This is a genomic window from Peptostreptococcus porci (genome assembly GCF_009695815.1).
Taxonomy (GTDB): Bacteria; Bacillota; Clostridia; order Peptostreptococcales; family Peptostreptococcaceae; genus Peptostreptococcus; species Peptostreptococcus porci.
Map to the genome: position 1 here is coordinate 238709 of NZ_VUNE01000002.1, position 21643 is coordinate 260351.

The following is a 21643-nucleotide window of genomic DNA, read 5'->3' on the forward strand; positions in this document are numbered from 1 at the left end:
TAGTATACCCATATAATAGCACATTCATAAGTGTTTTACAAAGCTTTTTTGAGCGATTTTAAAAATAGCAATTTTCAGATTATATTATTTTTAACAACAAAATTGTTCGTATTTTTCACAATTTTCCGTATTAAATTATCTGTTTCAAAAATTTCCTTAACCTGTAAATCGAGAATCCAACTATCACTGTTAATATAGCAATGACAATTCCAATTACTCCACCACTTGATCCCAATAATGAAACTCCATATATCAATGCACTTGACACGATTATCATTGATATTAAAATCATAAAAACTAAAATTGTGATATATCTCGGCAGTCTATTCTGTATTTCATTGACACTATGCCAATTTATCAAAACATTTTTGTAGTCGAATATCAGCCAGTGTATAGAGGCAGATGCAGTAACCACAATAAGCACAAGAATACCGACAATTGACAGTAGGATGTTTATTTTCAAGTACCAAAATAATCCTATCATCATAATTAAAGGAACCAGTATTGTAAACAACAAAGAAAACTGTAGCTTGGAAAAAAAGTACTTTCTTCTATCAATCGGCAATGCCATAAAATAGTTATAATTTTCTCTATCAAGAGAAACAATTACTGAGCAAAGATTTGTTGGATAAATAGATACAATCAATCCTATTGCTAATGGAATCAATAATACGAAAACAATTTGATTGTTTCTAAACACATTAGTGATTTCTGCTGAATTACTGATCATCATTGGAGCAATCGTCATAACTGGCATAAAAGAAGGAAGCACTATTGATTGTGTTATCAATGTCGAATCATTTATCAACCCCAGATTATATCTAAACATACCAAACTTTGCTTTTTTGAATCTTTTTTTCCTCGTTCTTTGTACTACACTATCTCGAACTGTATCTTCACCATCAAATACAATTCCACCCTTTGTATTTTCATTATCAGAGTTGTAACTTGATAATATATTTCTTTTTCTAGCATTGCCATTTTTACCGGATTTTGTATTTCCTTGAATAAGTCTAACACTGCTGTAAAAGCTCTTTTCTGATCCCCTTGAAACAAATAGAATCACAGCGATTACCACAACAGCGATTACCAACAGCATAATCCCCTGCAAAACACCATTTGCCATCAATTTTGATATTGGACCAAAAACCACCTTACCTTTTTTTAGTACTTCTTGCGAAATATTTGAGTTATATCTCTGCAATTTAAAAATGACGAAAACATTTAAAAATATACCAGCCAACGACATAAATGTAATAATACTTGTTTTAAATTTTGAAAGAATTGCTGTCTTTACCATAAACTGCATAAGTAATGAATTAATTGCAACGACAGCTCCCCCAAATATTATAAAGGCAAGTATTCCATAGATTAAGGACAGAACAATATTCATTCCATTGTATACATTGAACACAATTACTAGCGGAAGTATTGGTATTGACAACTGTGCTGTAGCAAGACCTATAACAGCCATTTTAGCAGTAAACACCATTTTCTCAGGTATTGGGAGTGGCATATAACTTTCCGAATCCCTACTTTCATAAAATACATTAAAGAAAAATGTAAATGTCTGCAAAATATTCATCAACAGAAAAAAGCCCAGCGAATAGTCTAATAAAAATGGTAAAACCGAGAAATTAATCGGAATAAATATAGGCGTATATACTACGACCATTATTATTGTTCCCAAGATATAACTATATTTCAATATATCAGAATATATCAATTTAGGATTGTATCTATACTTATGCTTTTTCTTCAAGCTTGAGGTATAGGATGGATTTGCATACAACAGATTTATAAAAAATAAGTGTTTGAAGGCTTGATTTTTCAGTAAATTTTTCATCTTTTTCACCTACTTTTCCATGCTCTGTTGTTTATCAGATTTTTCTGATCCTATATCGGAATCTGAGTCTCTATCGGAATAGGTATACTGTTTTTCTTCAGGATCAATTTTATTATTTCCATTTGGATTATTTACCATATCTAAATAAATTTTTTCCAAGTTTTCTCCAGGATATCTATTTTTCAGCTCATCAATCGTTCCCACAAAAATCAATTTTCCTTTTCTAAGAATACCAACTCTATCGCAAAGCCTTTCAGCTACCTCTAACACGTGTGTAGAGAACAATACAGTATTTCCTTTTTTCGTATGCTCCTTCATCATTTCTTTAAGATTAAAAGCCGACTGTGGATCTAATCCTGTCATAGGCTCATCCAATACCCATATTTTAGGGTCAGAAAGAAGTGCTGCTATTATAAATGCTTTCTGCCTCATACCATGAGAAAACTCTTCAATAAGCAAGTTCTCATTCCCAGTCATATCGAATATTTCGCAAAGCTCTGCTATTTTTCTATCTCTCGTTTCCTTTTCGACTCCATAAATATCACCTATAAATTCCCAAAACAATATTGCTGGAATCTTTAAAAACATATCTGGAGAATCAGAAACATATCCTATTTGTTTTTTGATTTCAAGTCTATTCTCCTTTAAATTCTTGCCATCCACAAATATTTGCCCATACGTTGGTTCAATAATACTCACCAATGATTTAATTGTGGTAGATTTCCCAGCCCCATTATGACCAATTAATCCAAAAATTTCGCCATCGAAAATTTCTAAATCTAAATTATCGAGAGCTATTTTATCCCCATATTGCTTTGTCAATCCTGCTAATCTAATCATTGATTATCCTCCTTCAGTGTATTTTTTTTATACTCTATCCTATTTTTTTATATATTATTAACCTTATCATAGGTTGTTTACTCAGTTATTATCTCCTCTATCCTTATGTCATGTTCATCAGTTGGAACTACATCAACCATAACTTGTTTTCTTATTAGCAATATATTTTTTGCCATGTCCTTTTTTGCTTGGATTTTTTTTATTTCAATTTGCTCCAGGTATCTGTCATAATATCCTCTACCAAAGCCCAATCTATTTCCAGATTTATCACAGGTACAGCATGGAACAACGACTAAATCAACATCCTCTTTTTTCATTTCTTCCGAAGCTTCATCTGGCTCAAGTATACCGAATTGTCCAACGGAAAGATCATCCACGCTATTTATAATCAAGGATTTCATCTCATGACCATCTACACAATAAGGCACTGAGACTTTTTTCCCATCAGTTAATGCTCTATTTATTATCCTTAAGGTGTCAAGCTCTGGAAATTTTCCAACATAACAAAAAATATTTTTGGCATTTCTATAGAAATCAGAACATAAAAATTTTTCTATTATCACAGCTTCTGATTTATCAAGATATTCTTTTTCTATTTCGGAATATATTTTTTTAATATGTTCTCTTAAATCCTTCTTTTCTCTTTTGATTCTCCTTTTATCGCTTTCTTTTTTTGAGAACTCGCATCCACAATAGTCCTGTCTGTAAATACCTGCTTGCGAAGTTATTTCAACTGATCGTTTGTAACCATTATTCTTTTTAAAGTCTGACGGAAGATGTTTTACCCCATATTCTTCACCAATTCTCACTCCTATCTCATTTAGAACTCGTGAGTTTTTATGCGGACTTATTGACAGTGTTGTCGTAAAATAATCAAATTCTTCTTCCTTTGCTATTTTTGCTGCCTCTCTCAGTCTCATCTCATAGCATAGATGGCATCTTTCACCACCCTCTGGAATATCTTCCCTACCCTTTGCCATTTTGTAAAACCTATCCACATCATATGCACCAGTAATCATATTTATAGGATATTTCGATTCAGTTATATCTATTATCTTTTTCTGTTCTTCAACTCTGGCCCAATACTCATCACTTGGATAAATATTCGGATTGTAATAAAAAACAGTTATTGAAAAATATTTCGATAAATACTCCAATACATAGCTACTACAAGGTCCACAGCAACTATGTAGCAATAAAGTCGGGATTGCTACACTATTCTCGATATTTTTTATAATCTTATCAAGATCTTTTTGGAAATTAGTTGTTTGGTTTGTTATCTTTCCAGATTCCCTATTCTCTTTATCTTTATTTTCATTTTTTAATCTACAATTTTTATTAATATTGTCATTATCATTAGGTTTAATATCTGACTTTATTGGTATATCAATCACACATTCATCTCCCTTCGACCAACGAAAAATCTAATATTCGTTAGATATCATTATACACTAAATTCTCAAATATGAAAAACTTTTATTTAAGCATTTCTCAACTAAAAGTGCTATTTTATTAAACAATAATATGTTTTTTGATAAAATTTTACATTAATCGTTTTAAAAATAAAGTAAGACTACCCATTACTTTTATTGGTAAATCGGATAGTCTTACTTTAATTTTCTCTAAACAGTATAGCTGGTTGTCACATTAACCTTATTTTATATTTGATAATATGGATTCCTTTATCGAATTTACACCACCTACAGCTATCAATTCTTCAAAATTAAAATCCTTTAACATCTTTAATAAATTATCATCATTCTTCACTCCATCTGTAAGAACGACTGGAGAGTTTGTTTGAGCAGCATAATAGCTAACACTCAATGCATCTGCAAAGTTTCTACCGCTTGCAACCACAATTTTTCTAGCATCGCCAAAATATTTTTTTGCAACAAGTCGTGATGTTTCATATCTATCTTTTCCAGCAACTCTCGTCGATTTATTAAACAGTCCGTCAATAGAGCTACCAATAGAATTTTGACCACCTATGATTATCGCTTCATCTATTCCGTATTTCTTGATTACGCTCATTTGCTCATCAGAAAGCTTATTTCCATTGGCAAGTAATATTGGAAGTCCGTTTTTTGCAGCATATGGTGCAATTGAAATCGCATCTGGATAGTTTCTACCATCAACAATTATTACTTTTTTCTTATTTCCATTTTCGATAATTGCCTTTTCAGCATTTTTTGCAGCAGTCTTATATCTATCATTTCCAGAAATTCTTATAGCTTTTGAGTCACCCTTTATCGCATTTTCTACAGCATCTGAAACAGAATTAGAGCCACCTGAAATTATTACCTCTCTAGGATTAAGCCTATTTATTTCTTCCTTTAGCTTTTTCACATTTCCATCAGAGCTCAGAAGAATTACAGAATCTTTTGAGAATGCAAGAGGAGCACTTGTAAGAGCGTCTGCAAAATTTTCTCCCGATACAACAATCACTCTATTCGCTGATTTTACTGCTCTTCTCGCTATGTTGTATGATGTATCGTATCTATCATCTCCAGATATTCTTTCAACGGTCTTATTCTTTTCTTTCTTGGTTTCATCATTTAAAGCTATTTTTGGAATACCTGTGGATGAACTGTTGCTTGAGCCTGCCGAACTGCCTGAGTTATTTTCGCCCTCTGTTTTTTTATCATCTACCTTTTCATAAAGAAATACGACTTCATTTCTTTCTCCAAGAGGCTCATTCAATTCTTCTCTTTCTCTTAATCTTATATCTATTTTAAGAGTATCCATTTCTTTCTTTTGCTCATCAGTCAGTTCTCCTTCTTTTTCAAGCTTTTCAAGCTCTGCAAGCCTCTCTATCTTAGACATATCTTTCTTGTAGTCCTTGATTCCAACATATTTGTAACCATCTATTTCCAATGGTCTTATCTCAGTTATTCTAAGAGGTAATTGTTTCATTACCTTTATATCTCTTGAAGCTACGACATCTTTGCCATCATCTGTCTGGTATTTTACATTTGCAGTTCTTATCTTCTCGGCGAAAGTCGGTTTAATTCCTTCTTTATCATCAATTATCCTAGCTCTAACAACTGTTTTTTCATCAAAATTTACACCATCAATCGCTACCTGATATGTAAATGTCATATCACCGCTATAACCTCTTGGCAAAATAACTTCTAATTTTTGATTGTTCCCATTACCTTCTATACCTGTACCATCAAGGTTTATCATGATAACTCTATCTCCACTGTCATGAACACTTTCGTTCACAGGATACCAGATAATTCCATTTTCATCTACTAATCTAACCTTTGTCTTGCTCTTTTCTAAATTCGTTCCATACAAATCTACAAATGTTTTTTTACTTTCCTGACCAATTGGAGTTTCAGTATATGTAGTATCAGGAACTTCTGCATTTCCACCAACTGTACCATAAGAATGTATTCTCATAAAGCTCAATGTCTTATCATTTAAAGCTTTTCCATTTGGAAGAACTGCTGGAATTATTTTTTTAGTTCTATCATACAATTCTAGCTTCTGATCAGAGGCATAAGAAATACCACCATCCAAAGAAAGAAGAACAACATAAGTTTCTGTCAAATCAGAGGTATTTTCCGGAAGGTTAAATTCAATGTCCATAGTTTTTCCACTATCATTATTTTCAGTAACCTTGACATCTTTAATTTCAGGCCTAGTTCCTTCATTATCATACTTTCCGTTCTTCTGAACCTTTACCTTTACATTTTTTGAGTTCAAGTTTTCTCCAATAAGTTTAATCTTTACTTTTCCACCATTGTGTTCCAATACTTCGCCCTCAATGAACTTGTAATCATTAAGCACAGATATATTGTTATAGATCAAATATTCATTTGCCTTGTTCTCTACATTTTTAGCGTCCTTTATAACTCTTTCATTTAAAATGACCTTTGCACCGCTATCAAGTTCTTTTTCATTAATTTCTTCGCCTAATTTTATCACTAAATCAGTTCCTGAAACTTCAACAGAATCATTATTTGACAATGATTTTACTTCTTTGTTTTTATATAATTTTAGCTTTATTCCATTTTTTAATGTATCCTTATTCACTGCAGAAACATCGAAGAAATATCTAACCACAATTTCATTTTTATTTCTAATATATGTCATTCTAGGTAAGAAATCGCCTAGTTTTTCAGAACTTCCAGATTCTTTTTGATAAAATATAAGTTCAGCCTCATTTTTATTTGAAAAAGTCAATTTTATTCTATACTCTTCGTCTTTTGTCGCTTGAGGTACAGACAACTGTCCTGTTAAAATAGCACTGTTTCCATACATTCTACCATCTGGAAAGACTTGGCTTGTTACATCAACATAATTGTCCCCTTCCTTTTTTTCAACTACTACTGATACGTTTGAAGGATCTAAGTTACTACCCTTGATAGTAAGTGAATTTTCCCCACCTGAATATGTCATAATAGGTAATCTTACCTTTACAGAATCTACAATGGGCTCTAAAACACTCGTATTATCAATGTTTACATTAACAACCGGAGATTTTTGATAAGATGACAAAGCGGTTTCTTTTCCCATTCCAGTAAATACTAATTCATATTTTGTTGTACTGTCCTCTTGTGATTTTGGTATATCTACCTTTATTTTTCTAGTTGTACCATCACCTGTAACACCAGAAATATTGAAAACTTTTCCGGAAATTCTATCTGCAACACTTATGCTTTGATTTTGAATACTTTCAGATGTTTCTAATTCAATTTCTATAGTCCCACCATTTGAACTAACACTGTAATCATTCTTCTTAACTCCCTTAATAAGATCACTCGTCGATACGCTTTGACCGGAAGATTTTACAGTTACTTCTTTTATAACTTCCTTATCTGTTCCATCTAACTTAAATTTAACAGTGTACTTTAAATCCTCATCTGAAGCATTATTCGGAAATGATACTTTTACATCAATGAAGTTTGAAGAGTTTGAAGAGTTTGAACTTGAAATATTTGTGTTGATACCTTCCGTAACCTTTTCGCCATCTTTATTTAAAACTTCTACTCTTAGATTTGCCTCATCACCTTTACTTGTAGATACCATAAAGTTTGCACTATTTTCTCCATTGACATCTGGTACAGCCGTATTTATAGAAATAACCGAAAGAGATTTATTTGTAACATTTTCGTTCCCTGAATCGGACGTTCCACTTCCTGAGTTTCCATTTCCTGAATTATTCCCATTATTGTTTTCAACTGTTTCTTTTGTAGTAACAGTAAAATGAGCATCTACCGTTTTTTCATCATTTTCAGTATTTTTGAAAATTGTTTTAAAATATCTATCACTCTTAATTGAAGGATATCCTTTAAATTTAAACTGAACTACAAATTTTCCATTCTCTATTTTTTTGCTACCTTCAATAAAAGCTATTTCCGGTTGGTTTCCATCTAGCTCATTATATTTTTCAATAACCTTATCCTCATCATTTGAATTGAACTTGTTGCGCCAATCAGATTCTGTTCTAAAGAATTTCATTGAGATTTTATCTAATTCACTATCATCACTTATGCCCAACAAAGATGTATTTATTTCTACACTTACAACGCCACCAGTTTTAGGCAATTCATAACTTGATATATTATCTTTATTATAATCTGCTCCAATTGTAACCTTATTGGCATTCTCATCTGCTTTGACAATATACGGTCCTGTAGCCGAAAAAGTTAGACATAATGCCAAAATGATAGAACTAAGTTTTTTTGCTATTTCCTTTTTTATTTTCATAATTTCCTCCATATTTTTTATTATGTGAAAAATATTATATCACAATAGCAAACATTATATTTTCCAAATACTCAAAAAAATACACACTATAGAAACAACAAATTGTTATTCTCGTGTGTATTGATATTATCTATTTATATGATTATTTTTCATAGTGAATCCTTGGCTTACTTTTTTCCAATCTTACCAATAATTTTGTAAACTAGGCTTCTCGAATTTGAAATATTAAATAATATGATCAAAGCAAAATATATTGTCATTCCAAACACAACAGTTATAAAAAATGATTTTTCCGTATCCAAGCTCATTTTTGTCCAATTATATAAAAGTTTTGATAAGGCAATCATTAATGTCGATATACCTGCAATTATCATTGTATTTTTCGCAAAATTTTTGATGTTTAGCTTACCAATTTTCTTTCTTAGTAAATAGGTCAATATAAAACTACCCAAGATTGATGATATAGCTGTACCATATGCAATACCAACAAGCCCCAAATATTTTGAGAGAATAATACTCAGCCCTGAGTTTACAATCACCATTATCATACCATTTTTGACTGGTGTCCTAGAATCTCCCAAGGAATAGAATGTCCTTGAGACAATTTCTCTAATAGATACGCCAAAAATTGTAAGGCTATAAACCATAAGACAGGCTGCCACCTTTAATGTATCCGAATGCGAAAACACGCCTCTTTCATAAATAATCTCGACAATAGGCTCTGCAAATACGATAAATGCTGCAATGACTGGCATACAAAATATTAATATTATCTGAATGTATTTAAAAACAGATTTCTTTAGCTCAATGTCATTTTTTTCAATAGCGTACTTGCTTATAGCTGGATATGCAACGGTCACAATTGATGTGACAACTATATATACCAATGCATTTATTCTATCTGCATAATTCAATATCGAAACTCCACCATCAATCACCCTTGATGCCAGTGTTTTATCGACAAACATATTGATTTGGTCAACTGCAACTCCAAGCATCATTGGAAGTGCCAGAATAATAATATATTTTATATTCTTATCCCCAATATCTATCGTGTACCTATGTCTATACCCAACCTTCTTAAGCCCAAGTACTATTACTATATTTTGAAATATAGTAGAAACCAAAATACCGATGGCAAGCATATACACATTTGTCCTAACGCTCAACAGCGTAAATATTATTAAGATGACATTTTGCACTCCCAATCTCAAAGACGGTAGCACATACGATCCCTTAATATTTAAGTATCCACTAAAAATTGCAGCTATTGAATTAAATGTACAACCAATAAATGCAATCCTTACAAAATTGACCGTAATTTCAAATTTTTCACCACTAAACCCAGAAGCCATCGCAAATACAAGTGGCTCTGCAAAAAGTATACCTAAAAGACATAAAGCTATACTGATTACCATCACTACATTAGATAGATTTGATGTAAATCTTTCAGCCTCATTTGATCCACTATTTATTTTTATATTGTTATATGCTGGTATAAAGCTAGTATTCAAGCTACTGAACAAAAAAGCAAAAATTACCGTTGGCACTGCCAGTGCAATCACAACAACATCTGCAATTTGGGAAGTACCATAGTAATTTGACATCAGTATTTCCCTTATAAAACCAAATATTCTTGATATTACAGATGTCAACATCAGTATCAATGCAGTATATTTCATTATATTTTCCTTTCTGAATCGTGTAATAACAGTATCTATTATAACATTTTTTTCTTTACTTTTGATTACGACTACTCAATTTTACTAAATAAAGCTTAAAATATTCAAAATGTACTATTTTTTTGATATAATGATTATGATAGAAATTTCAAATTGGAAGGAGAAATACAATGAGTTTATTGGTTTTCGGTCATAAAAACCCTGATACGGATTCAATCTGTTCGAGTTTGGTAATGACAAATTTAAAAAACAAACTAGGTATAGATGCGAAATCTTGTAGATTGGGCGAAGTTAGAAAAGAAGCAGAATTCGTGCTTAATTATTTTGGAGTTGAGCCTCCCGAATTTTTAGAATCTGTAGGAAGTGAAGACAGCTGCTGTCTAGTTGATCACAACGAATATGGTCAGAGTGTTGATGGTTTACAAGATGCTACAATATTAGAAATTGTCGATCATCATAAATTAGGCGGAATAACTACTGCCACACCTTTGAGCATGACATTAAGACCAGTTGGCTGTACAAACACAATTTTATACAATATGTACATAGAAAACAAAGTCGAAATATCAAAGCCAATCGCAGGATTAATGTTATCAGCAATATTGTCAGATACATTGATCTTTAGATCACCTACGACTACGGAGCTTGATATAGAAGCTGGTAAGGCACTTGCCAAAATAGCGGAAGTAGATTATGAAAAATATGGAATGGAAATGTTCAAGGCTGGTACTTCTCTTGATGGATACTCTGTTGAAGAGATTGTAAACATGGATTTCAAGGCTTTTGATATGGGAACAAAGAAGGTTGGTATCGGTCAGGTAATGACTCTTGACATCGACTCTGTTTTGAGTAAAAAAGATGAATTCCTTACTTATATAAATGCGTCTGAATTTGACATGCTTTATCTTGCAATTACTGATATCATCAAAGAAGGTTCTTATATGCTTTATAAGTCACCAGATGAAATAGTTGCCAATGCATTCAACGTTGAACCTGCTCAGGGAGTTTTTGTCGACGGACTTGTTTCAAGAAAGAAACAGTTGGTGCCAAACCTTACTCCAGAAGTAGAAAAATTCTAACAAAAAAATAAAAAAAGAAGAGGTGTAAAATGGAACAAAATAATCCGATAGTAACAATAGAAATGGAAAATGGAGATATTATTAAGGCAGAGCTTTATCCACATATAGCTCCTAACACTGTCAAAAATTTTATTTCATTAATAAACAAGGGATATTATGATGGATTAATATTTCATAGGGTAATTAATGGTTTTATGATACAGGGAGGTTGCCCACAAGGCTCAGGAATGGGTGGACCTGGATACAACATTTATGGAGAATTCTCGGCTAATGGATTCACAAACAACTTAAAACATGAAAGAGGTGTTCTTTCAATGGCTAGAGCAATGAATCCAAACTCTGCTGGTTCTCAGTTCTTTATCATGCACAAAAACTCACCACATCTTGATGGACAGTATGCAAGTTTTGGTAGAGTTATAGAAGGTCTTGATATAGTAGACAAGATCGCCGAAACTGAAACAAGCTTTGGAGATAGACCAGTCAATGATCAAAAAATGAAAAAAGTAACAGTTGATACAAAGGGTGAAAGCTTCGATGAGCCAGAAAAACAATAGAATACTCGAAATTGCCGTACTTGTAATCCTTATATTTGTGGTAGCGTTATATTTTTCGATGAATAAAAAAATTGATGAACTATCAAAAACCTACTACTATCTTGGGACTGTCAGTGAGGTCAAAATATTTAATGCAAAAAAAAGTAATGCTGAAGATGCTCTAGAGGATGTTAATACAATACTAAAGGACATTCACAACAAGATGAGTGCACAGCAGGACAATACGGAAGTAAATAAAATCAACGAAAAAGCCGGCATAAGCCCTGTAGCTGTTTCAAATGAAACATTCAACGTAATTGAATCCGCAATAAAGTATGCAAATTTGACAGGTGGAGTTTTCGATCCGACTATTGGTGCCATTTCGTCACTTTGGCAAATTGGAACTAGTAATGCAAGAGTTCCTAGTGCTGACGAGATTGCAAAGAATTTACAGCTTATAAACTATAAAAATATAGAGCTTGACAAGAATAAAAAAACAGTTTTTCTAAAAGAAAAAAACATGAGACTCGATCTAGGTGCAATTGCAAAGGGTTATGCCGCAGATTTGGTTTGCGAAAATCTTACAAGCAATGATATTGAGAGTGCCATAATCAACCTTGGTGGTAATGTTTTTGTTTTGGGTAACAAATCTGGTGAGCCTTATAAAATCGGCATACAAGCACCTTATGAGGAAACTTCAACATCAATTGGTTATATCAAGGGTGAAAATACCTCTGTAGTCACATCTGGAATTTACGAAAGATTCGTCAAGGATGGAGACAAACTGTATCACCATATGTTAAACCCTAAAACTGGATATCCATTTGAAAACAATTTAAACTCTGTTACTATTGTTTCAAAGAAGTCTATTGATGGAGATGCTTTATCTACTTCTACCTTTGGAATGGGACTTGAAAAGGGTATGGAGTTTATTAATTCAAAAAAGGATGTTGGAGCTATATTTTTGACGAAAGACAAAAAGATATACTTGTCAGATTCAATGAAATCGAAGTTTATTTTGACTGACGAATCATATAAAATTGTCGAATAAAAAAAATATTTTTCTGCAACAACTGTTGTCAGATTAATATAAAACAGTATAGTTTGCTATATGGTAGGGTGCACTCGTTTGCTACCCTACCAAATATTTATATAAATTTGATATAGGTATTCGTCATTTATATTTGATATGACTGCTGTAAGTGCCTTGGTTATTCGAGCCTTGCACAACATTTTTAACAAAACGAATTTCGATTTAATATATTAAAGCAGAGAGAGGTGGCCAATGAAACCAAAAAAAGATCTATTAAAAATCATGATAATCTACAGCTGTATTTTTTTATCTCTGTCCTCTATCATTATTTTTATTATGTATAAGGATGGCAGAAGTTTTGTATATTATGGTGATGCATTTGTACAACACTTTCCATCTCAAATATTTATATCCAAATACCTCAATGATATCGTAAAGAATGGTTTTTATTTGTTCAACTTTAATATCGGTCTCGGACAGGATGTTTTAAGCACATACCATTATTACGGATTAACGGATCCATTGAGTGCAATTTTTCTAATTAAAAATCTTAGCCCTGTAACATTATACATGGTTAGAATATTCCTTAGAATTTATCTATCTGGAATCGCATTTATCTTCATGTGTGCGTACTTTACAGAAAAGAAATATTCTATAAGCATTGCTTTTGGTGCCGTTTTGTACACATTCTCCAATTATGCCTTATCTCCTGGTATGATGCATCCATTTTTTATCAATGCAATGATTTTGCTACCTCTTATGGTTATAGCTGTGCATAAATTGGTTTATAAAAATAAGATTTTGCTATTTGTGATAGTGTTCGCTACTTCACTTATTACAAATGTATACTTGTCAATTATACTGTCAGTAACTGCATTTTTTTATGCATTGATTTGTACGATTGACATTTTCTTAAAAAAAGGTCTTTCAAACGGCATACGAGTTTTCGGCAGAGGTATGTTTTCCTATTTGCTGTCATTTTTAATATCCGGTATAGTAACCTTTCCAGTTGTTAATAGCATTATTACCAACAGTATTAGAAATATAGATAGCAAGGTTGAGCTACCTTTTATAATGACTAAAAGTGACCTCATTAATTTCTTTTATGAGTTTTTTAGAGCTCCAAACTCCAATAATTTTGCATTGGTGGGAATTTCGATTGTGGTATTGGTTACGCTTATCGATATGTTTATCAACAAAGGCAACTTAAAGCTGAAAATTATTTCTTTTTTCACTTTATTGCTAATACTATCTCCGAAATTACACAAGCTATTTGGAGGATTTCTATATGATAACTACAGATGGTACTTCATCGTTACACTATTACTTTCATATATTTTCGTTATTCGATTTGAGTCTGTGGTTGAATCGCAAGGGTACAAAAAAATATCGATATGCTTCACTACTTTACTGATAGTCGCTGTATATACATATAGAACATATTTGAGATATGCCAATAATCCTAATTTGATGAAGATACAATCGAAAATTGCATTTTCCAATGATGTTTTCCCAATAGTAGTTGCTTTTGCACTAATTGCGATAATTTTATTTTTCAGAAATAAAAATATTAAGAGTAGCTCGATATATATGCTTATGATAATATCTTTCTCAGTAAATATGTTTATTTACGCCAAACAAAGCTCGTATTCAAGAGCTTTTGTAAAAAATGATATATTACATGAAAGACTGGATAAATACGACAAATATAAGGATATTTTGGCAGATAACAGCGAATTTTTTAGAGTTGACAATCCAAACACAGCAGAGAATAATTATTCCGATATATTTGGATACAATTCAATACCAATTAATTATAGCATTGAAAACAAAAATTTTTCACTGTTTAATTTGGAATATAAAAACACTGCTTCTATTCCTATAACAGTTGTAAGAGGATTTGATAGCAGAGCCATACTAAACTCGATTACATCAACTAAATACTATCTTTCCAATTCTAAAATACCTTTTGGATATAAAAAAATATCTGATGGCTTATATGAAAATATATACTATCTTCCGTTTGGCTTTACATATGATAAATATGTAAGCTATGACGACATTAGAATGTTAGATGTATTAAAGAAACAAAACATATTACTTGAAGCTTGTATTATTAACGATGCTGACAATAAAAAATCAAGTTTGACAGATATTAAAAAACTTGAGGATAATTATTTCAGAAAGTCAAGTTTGGTTGATACGAAGTTAGATTTTAAGGCTTTTAAAGCTTCAAAGGACACCAAAAATACAAAGCAGATAATACAGAATAAAAATATTATTAAAAACAAAAAAGAGGATGCTCTCATCCTTGAATATGATGCAAAGCTCAAGGGCGAGCTTTATTTAAGAATAGACAGCCAAGATGTTTTTAAAAATAATCCACATATTTTTGTTACACATAACGGAGAAGAGAGATACTATGATTTTATCAGTAAGCATTCAAATTGGTATGCTGGAGAAAATCAAAAGCTTATAAATATTGGATATATTGACAGTGGCAAAAATCAATTAAAAATCAGAATTCCCAATGAAGGAGAATTCGATTTATCAAAAATCAGTTTGGATTTGATTAGTTTTGGCAATTACGAAACAAATATTGAAAAGCTAAAAGGTAACCATCTTGAAAACGTGTCTATGAGTAAAAATGGCTTTACAGGTGAAATAGAGAACAAAGAAAGCAAATTGCTATTCATTTCAATTCCGTTTAATGACGGATGGAAGGCATTTGTAGATGGAAAAGAAACTGATATATTTAGGGCAAATACCAGCTTTATGGCAATTAAGCTAGACTCAGGGTCACATAAGGTTGAGTTTAAATATGAAAGACCCCTTCAAAGCATTGGTGTTATTTCAACAATTATAGGCATACTGCTATTTGTGAGCTACATTGTGTTTAGAAAGCTTAATACCAAGCATGGTGCATTTAGAAAAAAAGAATCGAATAAATTTTTTAAGAGCTGACCCAAAGGTTAGACAAACGAGATATGAGGTTGAACACTGTATGTATAAGCATATGTGTTTAGCCTCTTTTTCTCTGTGACCAATCTTATAAGCCAGCTCTTTCACAGGATGTATAATATGTTTAATCTAAATATCTACTAAATTTCTATTTACTACATTTCAACTAATCTATAACTACTCCTAACAAAACAATCAATGAACTATTAACACAAATATCAAATGAGCAAAAACACCAGCGCACAAACCACCTATTGTATGCGATAGGATTGCCTTTCCAGCAAGCTCTCTTGACTTAAGTGCATCCATCATTCCGATATGTGTACTCAAGTATCCAGACCAACACATACCCATCGCAGTAAATACCGCAATGTCATTTGCAGTGGCATGACCAGTCTTCAATAACTCTGGAACCAATGATATTGCAGCTCCAACAGCTCCAAGTGAAGTTATTGGGAATGCAATAGCTTCTGCTGACTGGAATCCGAATAACGGTTCAATTATAAATTTGATTTTGTCCCCAAGATACGGAAGCAATTTTACACCTTCATAAGCTGCTCCAGTGTACTGACCTCCTTTTCCTGGTCCGAATGTTAGCATCATAACAAATGTACATACAATAAGTACTCCAGGTATAATGGCCATTCCCATCTCTACCCCGTTTTTACCACCTTCTAACAAAGCATCCAAAACTCTCTGGAATAAATTTCCAGTCCTAATGTATCTAAATTCGTTCTGATTTTCGCTACTTGAACTAGTTTCTGAGTTTAAATTTTCATCTGCAACCAATTTATCGTATGCCGAATCCCCATAATATTTCTTAGTTTGTCTAAGCATCAGTCTAACACTTATTACAGATCCTATTATTGCAGCCAAATTACCTATTAGCGCTGGAGTAATATACTCAGGACCTTGAGAAATCATAAATGTCGTTACAATCAAGCCCATACCAAACGAAGTTCCCAAGTTACACAATGCAGGAATCTGATACCTCTTGAAATATTGTGTAAACATCTTATCACTCGCAAATGGTATAATAGCAGGATTATCTGAAAGATATGTGGCAACTGCACCTGTTATACTTGCACCTGGAAGACCCCATATAGGTTTCATCAAAGGAGCAAAGATCTTATTGATGAGCGAAATAACTCCAAATTCCGACAGTAGCGCACTTATCGCACCAGCTAGAACAGCCATAGCCATAATCAAGAATACAGTTGACAACAACAAATCATGTGCCGTAGCAATCATGGTCTTGAACATTGGCCCCACGCCCATGACCGACCCTAAGGCTCCAAATCCAGCGATAAATATGGCCAGAAATACAAAAGTTTCAAGACTTATAGCTTTTACCTTTTTCTTGTTTTCCATAAAGTTCACCTCTTCTATTCATTTTTTATTTGTTATCTTTAATCTTTTTATTAAGACCAAACAATAACCTTAATATTATTATAACATAAATTTTGAAAAGGTTAGCATACTTTTTTTATTAAGGTGCTTATTATTGTTATTTTTTACACGTATATACATATTGAAAACATATAAAATACAACGTGTTCAGCAGTTTTTCAAAAAAATATTTTTTTTCTAATTTTTTTCATTTTCAACAATAAAACTTGTGTATTATATCGTAAATATTCTACACAAGTTCAATGTTAAAACAATATTATTTTATTATCTATTTGACTATTTTTCATAGAAAGCTGCCATAAGATTATAATATTCCACATAGTCCTTTATCATTCCAAGCTCTCTAATTGAATGCATCGACAGTATCGGCATACCAATATCTACAACAGGCATTATTACCTTTGATGAAACAATTGAGCCTATCGTCGCACCACTTCTCATATCAGAACGATTTACAAAAATTTGATATTTAATATTTTTGTCATCGCAAATCAATTTAATTACCGATGCCGAAAATGAATCCGTTGCATATGCTTTGCCAGCATGAGCCTTGATTGCAGGTCCATTGCCGAATATCAACTTATGATTTGAATCAGATTTTTCCGGTTTATTTGGATGTACTGCATGAGAAAGATCCGCCGATATCATAAATGAAGAATGCAAGCATCTTAGGAACTCCTCTCTCCCATTTCCCAATGCAAGAATAATTCTCTCCATCACATTCGCCAATATATTAGAGTCTGCACCCTCGCCCGACATACTTCCGACTTCCTCGTGGTTAAATGCAACTGCCATTTTTATAGAATATGACTTTTTTAAGTTGTCATGGTTTTTTTCGTTATTTTTTCTCCTATTTTCATCAAGTTCTTTATTATCTAAGGAAGAAAATCTTAGTTTATTTTGAGAATATTTTATCAGTGATTTGATGCTTGGATAGACACTCGCAAGATTATCCAATCTTGAACAAGACAGATACTCCCCTTTTGATCCAATTATATTACCAGCTTCATATTCGTATAAAAATAGCTCAAAATCAACTATTTCGTCAATTGCTACAGCATCACCGTATTTTAGTCTTATATCCTCAGAGATAATTTCTCTTATATAATCCTCACTGTCTATTCTTTCTCCTGTTTCTAAAACAAGTGGCATAACATCACTTTGCTTATTATATTCCAATCCTGTATTTACATTTGGATTCATATGTATTGCCAAATTTGGGATAATACACAGTGGCTTTTTTATATTTATTATATATTCCTTCGGATGAAAATAATTTTCAGCATTTTTTACGAAAACTCGCCCTGCAATAGCCAGTGGTCTATCAAGCCAAGAGCTAATAATCATTCCACCATAGGATTCTACGCTCAGCTTGATTCCACCATCTATCTTTATCTCAGATTTTGGTTTTATTTTAAAGCACGGTGAGTCACTATGGCTTCCAATTATTCTAAAGCTTGTATTTCCAATAGTTTCTTCAACAACAAATGAAATGATAGACGATGAGTTTACTTCCAGATAGTATCTACCACCATTTTCTATCTTCCATTCATCAAATGTTTCTAGCTTATCAAACCCAGCCTCTGATAACTCTTTTTTTAAATTATCGACCACATTGTATGGAGTAGGGCTGTTGTTGATGAACTCAACCAACTGCTCAGCCAAAGCTATTTCTTCTTGATTAATCAATATATTTTCTCGATCTACCAAAAAATCCTCTCTATTCATCAGTATTTCTTCACCTCAATTGTATTATATTCCAAATTTATCTTCTTTATTCCCTTGCTGTTAAAAGCTATCGTCACATCGGCGCCTAATTTAGACACCACTACACCATCGCCAAACTTTGGATGTCTGACAACAGAGCCTTTCTTTAATCTAGGTATTTTGCTTGAATCATATGAATCATAGCCTGCACCTTCACCACAAGCGACATTCATCGCATCATAATCTTTTTCTTTTTTTATTTTCGCTCCGATTGATTTTGCACTTTCGAGATTCATCGAATTTTTATATTTGTCAGCGTATTTTGCAATTAGACTATAATTTGCACCTGCAAATTCTACTGGTTTTACTGGAGAATCCAATATCTCAACAGTTTCATCTGGCAATTCTCCCAAAAATCTTGACTTTTTATTTACATTAGGCTTACCATACAATACTCTGCTCACTGTGTATGTCAAATATAATTCCTTCATTGCTCTTGTAATTCCAACATAGCAAAGCCTTCTTTCCTCTTCGATTTCTGCATCCGACATACTGTGAATGGCTCTTGCAATCGGAAAAATATTCTCTTCCATCCCAACAATAAATACAACTGGAAATTCCAACCCCTTTGAAGAATGCATCGTCATAAGAGAAACCTTGTCTATGCTATCATTATCCTCATCATCAATATCACTAGACAGCGATATTCCAGATAAAAACTCTTCAAGATTTTTTTCTTCCCCAGAATTAAGCACTCCAGTTTCATATTCAATTGCAATAGAAATAAATTCCATCAAGTTATCAATTCTATCTTGTGCCTCCTCTGCCTTACCATTTTGCATATTCTCATTCTTTTTAACCTGAAATTCAAGTTCACTTTTATATCCAGTTACATCTAAAACTTTTTCAATCAGTTCACTCGGTTTGTATACCTCATTCAATGCTCTCAAAAGTCCTACCATATCCAAAAATTCGTTTATTCCCTTCTTCGCCTTCGTGGAAATATCAGAATTATTGTCTACATCTAGCAACACAGAATATAGACTTTCCTTCATCATGCTCGCTCTATCCTCAAGCTTCTCAATTGTTTTTAGCCCTATTCCTCTTCTAGGTATATTAATAATTCGTTTTACTGAAATGTCATCCTGTGGATTTACTATCACTCTTAGAAAAGCCAGCAAATCCTTGATTTCCTTTCTCTCATAGAACTTTGTTCCACCATAGATATTGTATGGAATTTGGAATTTATTTAAAGCATCCTCAACTGCTCTCGCCTGTGCATTTGCTCTGTATAAAACTGCATATTCACTAAAAGGTCTACCCGTTTTTATAGAATTTTCGTATATTTCATTAACTACAAAATTTGCTTCTTCAACCTCATTTTTAAGAAGTTTAACCTGAACCTTTTCGCCGTCTTTCTTTTCACTCCAAAGGCGTTTTTTCTTCCTCTCTATGTTATTGGCTATTAGATGATTTGCAGTATCCAATATAATCTGAGTAGATCTGTAATTTTGCTCAAGCTTCACTACGAAAACATCATCATAGTCTCTTTCAAATTCAAGTATATTTCTAATGTCAGCACCTCTCCAGCCATAAATACTTTGGTCGTCATCACCTACCACGCAAATATTTTGATGCCCCATTGCCAACATCTTTATTAGTTCATACTGTGCTCTCGATGTATCCTGATATTCATCAACCATTATATATTTGAATTTATTTCTGTAAAATTCCAAAACATCTTCAGAGCTTTTCAACAATTCAACAGTTTTTACAATCAAATCATCAAAATCAAGTGCACTACTTCGCTTTAATCGTTCTTGATAAACTGCATATACCTCAGCTATTTTTTTTAATAGGAAATCAGATCCAGCTTGTCTGGCAAACTCTTTCGGATCCATCAACTTATCTTTTGCAGAGGATATTTTTGAAATTATCATCTTATGATCGAATTTTTTGTCGTTAATATCTAACTCTTTCATACATTCTTTGATCAATGTCGCTTGGTCAGAGGAATCATAAATAACGAAGCTTCTATTATATCCGATTTTATTTATATCCTTTCTCAAAATCCTAACACAACACGAATGAAATGTCGAAATCCACATATCTCTAGAATTATCGCCTATTATCTTATCGACTCTCTCTCTCATTTCATTTGCAGCTTTATTGGTAAATGTAATAGCCAGAATATTTCCCGGATTAACATTCTTATCCTCTACCAAATATGAAATTCTAGTAGTTAAAACCTTTGTTTTTCCAGAACCAGCACCAGCCAGAATTAGAACTGGACCTTCAGTTCTTTCAACAGCCTGTCTCTGTGCAACATTCAAATCGTCTAAATTCATCTCTTTTCCCTCCTACTAGCAAAATACTCCTCTAGCTGATATTTTATGGCTTTTACCAGCTTCGGATTTTTACCTTGACACGATACGCCAATCAACACCTTCTCATCATCAATCTCACAGTCGAAAATACCCATGTTAATAAACGATGAATTCTCATGATTGTCAACAGAATTTACCAATATTTTTTTTGAATGGCAATGCTCGCTAATCGCCATATTTAAAGCCCTGTCATCAGTCGCAGCATAAACCATATCATATCCGTCCAAATCCGATAGTTCAAAGCCTTTCTCCAATAACTTGACATTATTGTTATCTTTCAAAAACTCTTCTTTTAAAAAGCTCTCGTTAAAAGATTTTGCGACTATTGTTATGTTATTTGCATACATTGCAACATTATTGTACTTTCTGTAAGCAATTTTCCCCCCACCAACAATCAATACTTTCATTTGTTCTATGTCAATCATCATTGGAAAAAACATCTTCATC

General features: G+C 32.6%; 13 protein-coding genes. 4 read left to right on the top strand and 9 right to left on the bottom strand.

Annotation, left to right across the window (positions count from 1 at the left end; all coding sequences use genetic code 11):
• Positions 1-130 precede the first annotated feature (130 nt).
• From FYJ71_RS05180 to murJ, 5 genes are all read right to left on the bottom strand, one after another.
• Positions 131-1846, bottom strand: a complete 1716-nt coding sequence (locus FYJ71_RS05180; RefSeq protein WP_154537759.1) for a hypothetical protein — start codon at positions 1844-1846, stop codon at positions 131-133.
• Between the two features lie 9 nt (positions 1847-1855).
• On the bottom strand, positions 1856-2686 hold the full coding sequence (locus FYJ71_RS05185) for an ABC transporter ATP-binding protein (protein WP_154537760.1): 831 nt from the start codon (positions 2684-2686) through the stop codon (positions 1856-1858).
• 77 nt (positions 2687-2763) lie between these two features.
• Positions 2764-4080 carry a 5-formyltetrahydrofolate cyclo-ligase gene (locus FYJ71_RS10055; protein ID WP_331468031.1) on the bottom strand — a complete coding sequence of 439 codons (1317 nt, stop codon included), beginning with the start codon at positions 4078-4080 and terminating at the stop codon, positions 2764-2766.
• Between the two features lie 259 nt (positions 4081-4339).
• The gene (locus tag FYJ71_RS05195; RefSeq protein WP_195836900.1) at positions 4340-8404 is read right to left on the bottom strand and encodes a cell wall-binding repeat-containing protein; all 4065 of its coding nucleotides are present in this window, start codon (positions 8402-8404) and stop codon (positions 4340-4342) included.
• A gap of 167 nt (positions 8405-8571) precedes the next feature.
• Entirely contained in the window at positions 8572-10086 is a 1515-nt protein-coding gene (gene murJ, locus FYJ71_RS05200; protein ID WP_154537762.1) for a murein biosynthesis integral membrane protein MurJ, read from the bottom strand.
• A 170-nt stretch (positions 10087-10256) separates the two neighbouring features.
• Here murJ and FYJ71_RS05205 point away from each other — a divergent pair, with 170 nt between their 5' ends.
• The 4 genes from FYJ71_RS05205 (at position 10257) to FYJ71_RS05220 (ending at position 15695) form a co-directional block, all read left to right on the top strand.
• Positions 10257-11165, top strand: a complete 909-nt coding sequence (locus FYJ71_RS05205; protein WP_154537763.1) for a manganese-dependent inorganic pyrophosphatase — start codon at positions 10257-10259, stop codon at positions 11163-11165.
• A gap of 29 nt (positions 11166-11194) precedes the next feature.
• On the top strand, positions 11195-11719 hold the full coding sequence (locus tag FYJ71_RS05210; RefSeq protein WP_154537764.1) for a peptidylprolyl isomerase: 525 nt from the start codon (positions 11195-11197) through the stop codon (positions 11717-11719).
• Positions 11700-12749 (top strand): FAD:protein FMN transferase, encoded by a 1050-nt coding sequence (locus FYJ71_RS05215; RefSeq protein ID WP_154537765.1) that lies wholly within the window; start codon positions 11700-11702, stop codon positions 12747-12749. The genes FYJ71_RS05210 and FYJ71_RS05215 overlap by 20 nt, the downstream gene beginning before the upstream one ends.
• Positions 12750-12983: 234 nt before the next feature.
• Positions 12984-15695 (top strand): YfhO family protein, encoded by a 2712-nt coding sequence (locus tag FYJ71_RS05220; protein WP_154537766.1) that lies wholly within the window; start codon positions 12984-12986, stop codon positions 15693-15695.
• Positions 15696-15887: 192 nt separating this feature from the next.
• On the opposite strand, the gene FYJ71_RS05225 is transcribed toward FYJ71_RS05220, so the two are convergent.
• The 4 genes from FYJ71_RS05225 to FYJ71_RS05240 all read right to left on the bottom strand — a co-directional run bounded on the left by FYJ71_RS05225 (position 15888) and on the right by FYJ71_RS05240 (position 21642).
• Complete coding sequence (locus FYJ71_RS05225; protein WP_154537767.1) at positions 15888-17063, bottom strand: CD0519/CD1768 family membrane protein; 1176 nt, start codon at positions 17061-17063, stop codon at positions 15888-15890.
• Between the two features lie 315 nt (positions 17064-17378).
• Positions 17379-18830, bottom strand: coding sequence for a M18 family aminopeptidase (locus FYJ71_RS05230; RefSeq protein ID WP_154537768.1), 1452 nt, complete (start codon positions 18828-18830; stop codon positions 17379-17381).
• Positions 18830-21157, bottom strand: a complete 2328-nt coding sequence (locus FYJ71_RS05235) for an ATP-dependent helicase (RefSeq protein ID WP_154537769.1) — start codon at positions 21155-21157, stop codon at positions 18830-18832. Before FYJ71_RS05235 ends, FYJ71_RS05230 begins: the two co-directional genes overlap by 1 nt.
• Positions 21154-21642 (bottom strand): precorrin-2 dehydrogenase/sirohydrochlorin ferrochelatase family protein, encoded by a 489-nt coding sequence (locus FYJ71_RS05240; protein ID WP_154537770.1) that lies wholly within the window; start codon positions 21640-21642, stop codon positions 21154-21156. Before FYJ71_RS05240 ends, FYJ71_RS05235 begins: the two co-directional genes overlap by 4 nt.
• Position 21643 lies beyond the last annotated feature (1 nt).

Excerpts from the sequence above, each read along its gene's own strand:
- FYJ71_RS05180 (WP_154537759.1), bottom strand. The coding sequence starts at position 1,846 with ATGAAAAATTTACTGAAAAATCAAGCCTTCAAACACTTATTTTTTATA.
- FYJ71_RS05185 (WP_154537760.1), bottom strand. The coding sequence starts at position 2,686 with ATGATTAGATTAGCAGGATTGACAAAGCAATATGGGGATAAAATAGCT.
- FYJ71_RS05195 (WP_195836900.1), bottom strand. The coding sequence starts at position 8,404 with ATGAAAATAAAAAAGGAAATAGCAAAAAAACTTAGTTCTATCATTTTG.
- murJ (WP_154537762.1), bottom strand. The coding sequence starts at position 10,086 with ATGAAATATACTGCATTGATACTGATGTTGACATCTGTAATATCAAGA.
- FYJ71_RS05205 (WP_154537763.1), top strand. The coding sequence starts at position 10,257 with ATGAGTTTATTGGTTTTCGGTCATAAAAACCCTGATACGGATTCAATC.
- FYJ71_RS05210 (WP_154537764.1), top strand. The coding sequence starts at position 11,195 with ATGGAACAAAATAATCCGATAGTAACAATAGAAATGGAAAATGGAGAT.
- FYJ71_RS05215 (WP_154537765.1), top strand. The coding sequence starts at position 11,700 with ATGAGCCAGAAAAACAATAGAATACTCGAAATTGCCGTACTTGTAATC.
- FYJ71_RS05220 (WP_154537766.1), top strand. The coding sequence starts at position 12,984 with ATGAAACCAAAAAAAGATCTATTAAAAATCATGATAATCTACAGCTGT.
- FYJ71_RS05225 (WP_154537767.1), bottom strand. The coding sequence starts at position 17,063 with ATGGAAAACAAGAAAAAGGTAAAAGCTATAAGTCTTGAAACTTTTGTA.
- FYJ71_RS05230 (WP_154537768.1), bottom strand. The coding sequence starts at position 18,830 with ATGAATAGAGAGGATTTTTTGGTAGATCGAGAAAATATATTGATTAAT.
- FYJ71_RS05235 (WP_154537769.1), bottom strand. The coding sequence starts at position 21,157 with ATGAATTTAGACGATTTGAATGTTGCACAGAGACAGGCTGTTGAAAGA.
- FYJ71_RS05240 (WP_154537770.1), bottom strand. The coding sequence starts at position 21,642 with ATGAAGATGTTTTTTCCAATGATGATTGACATAGAACAAATGAAAGTA.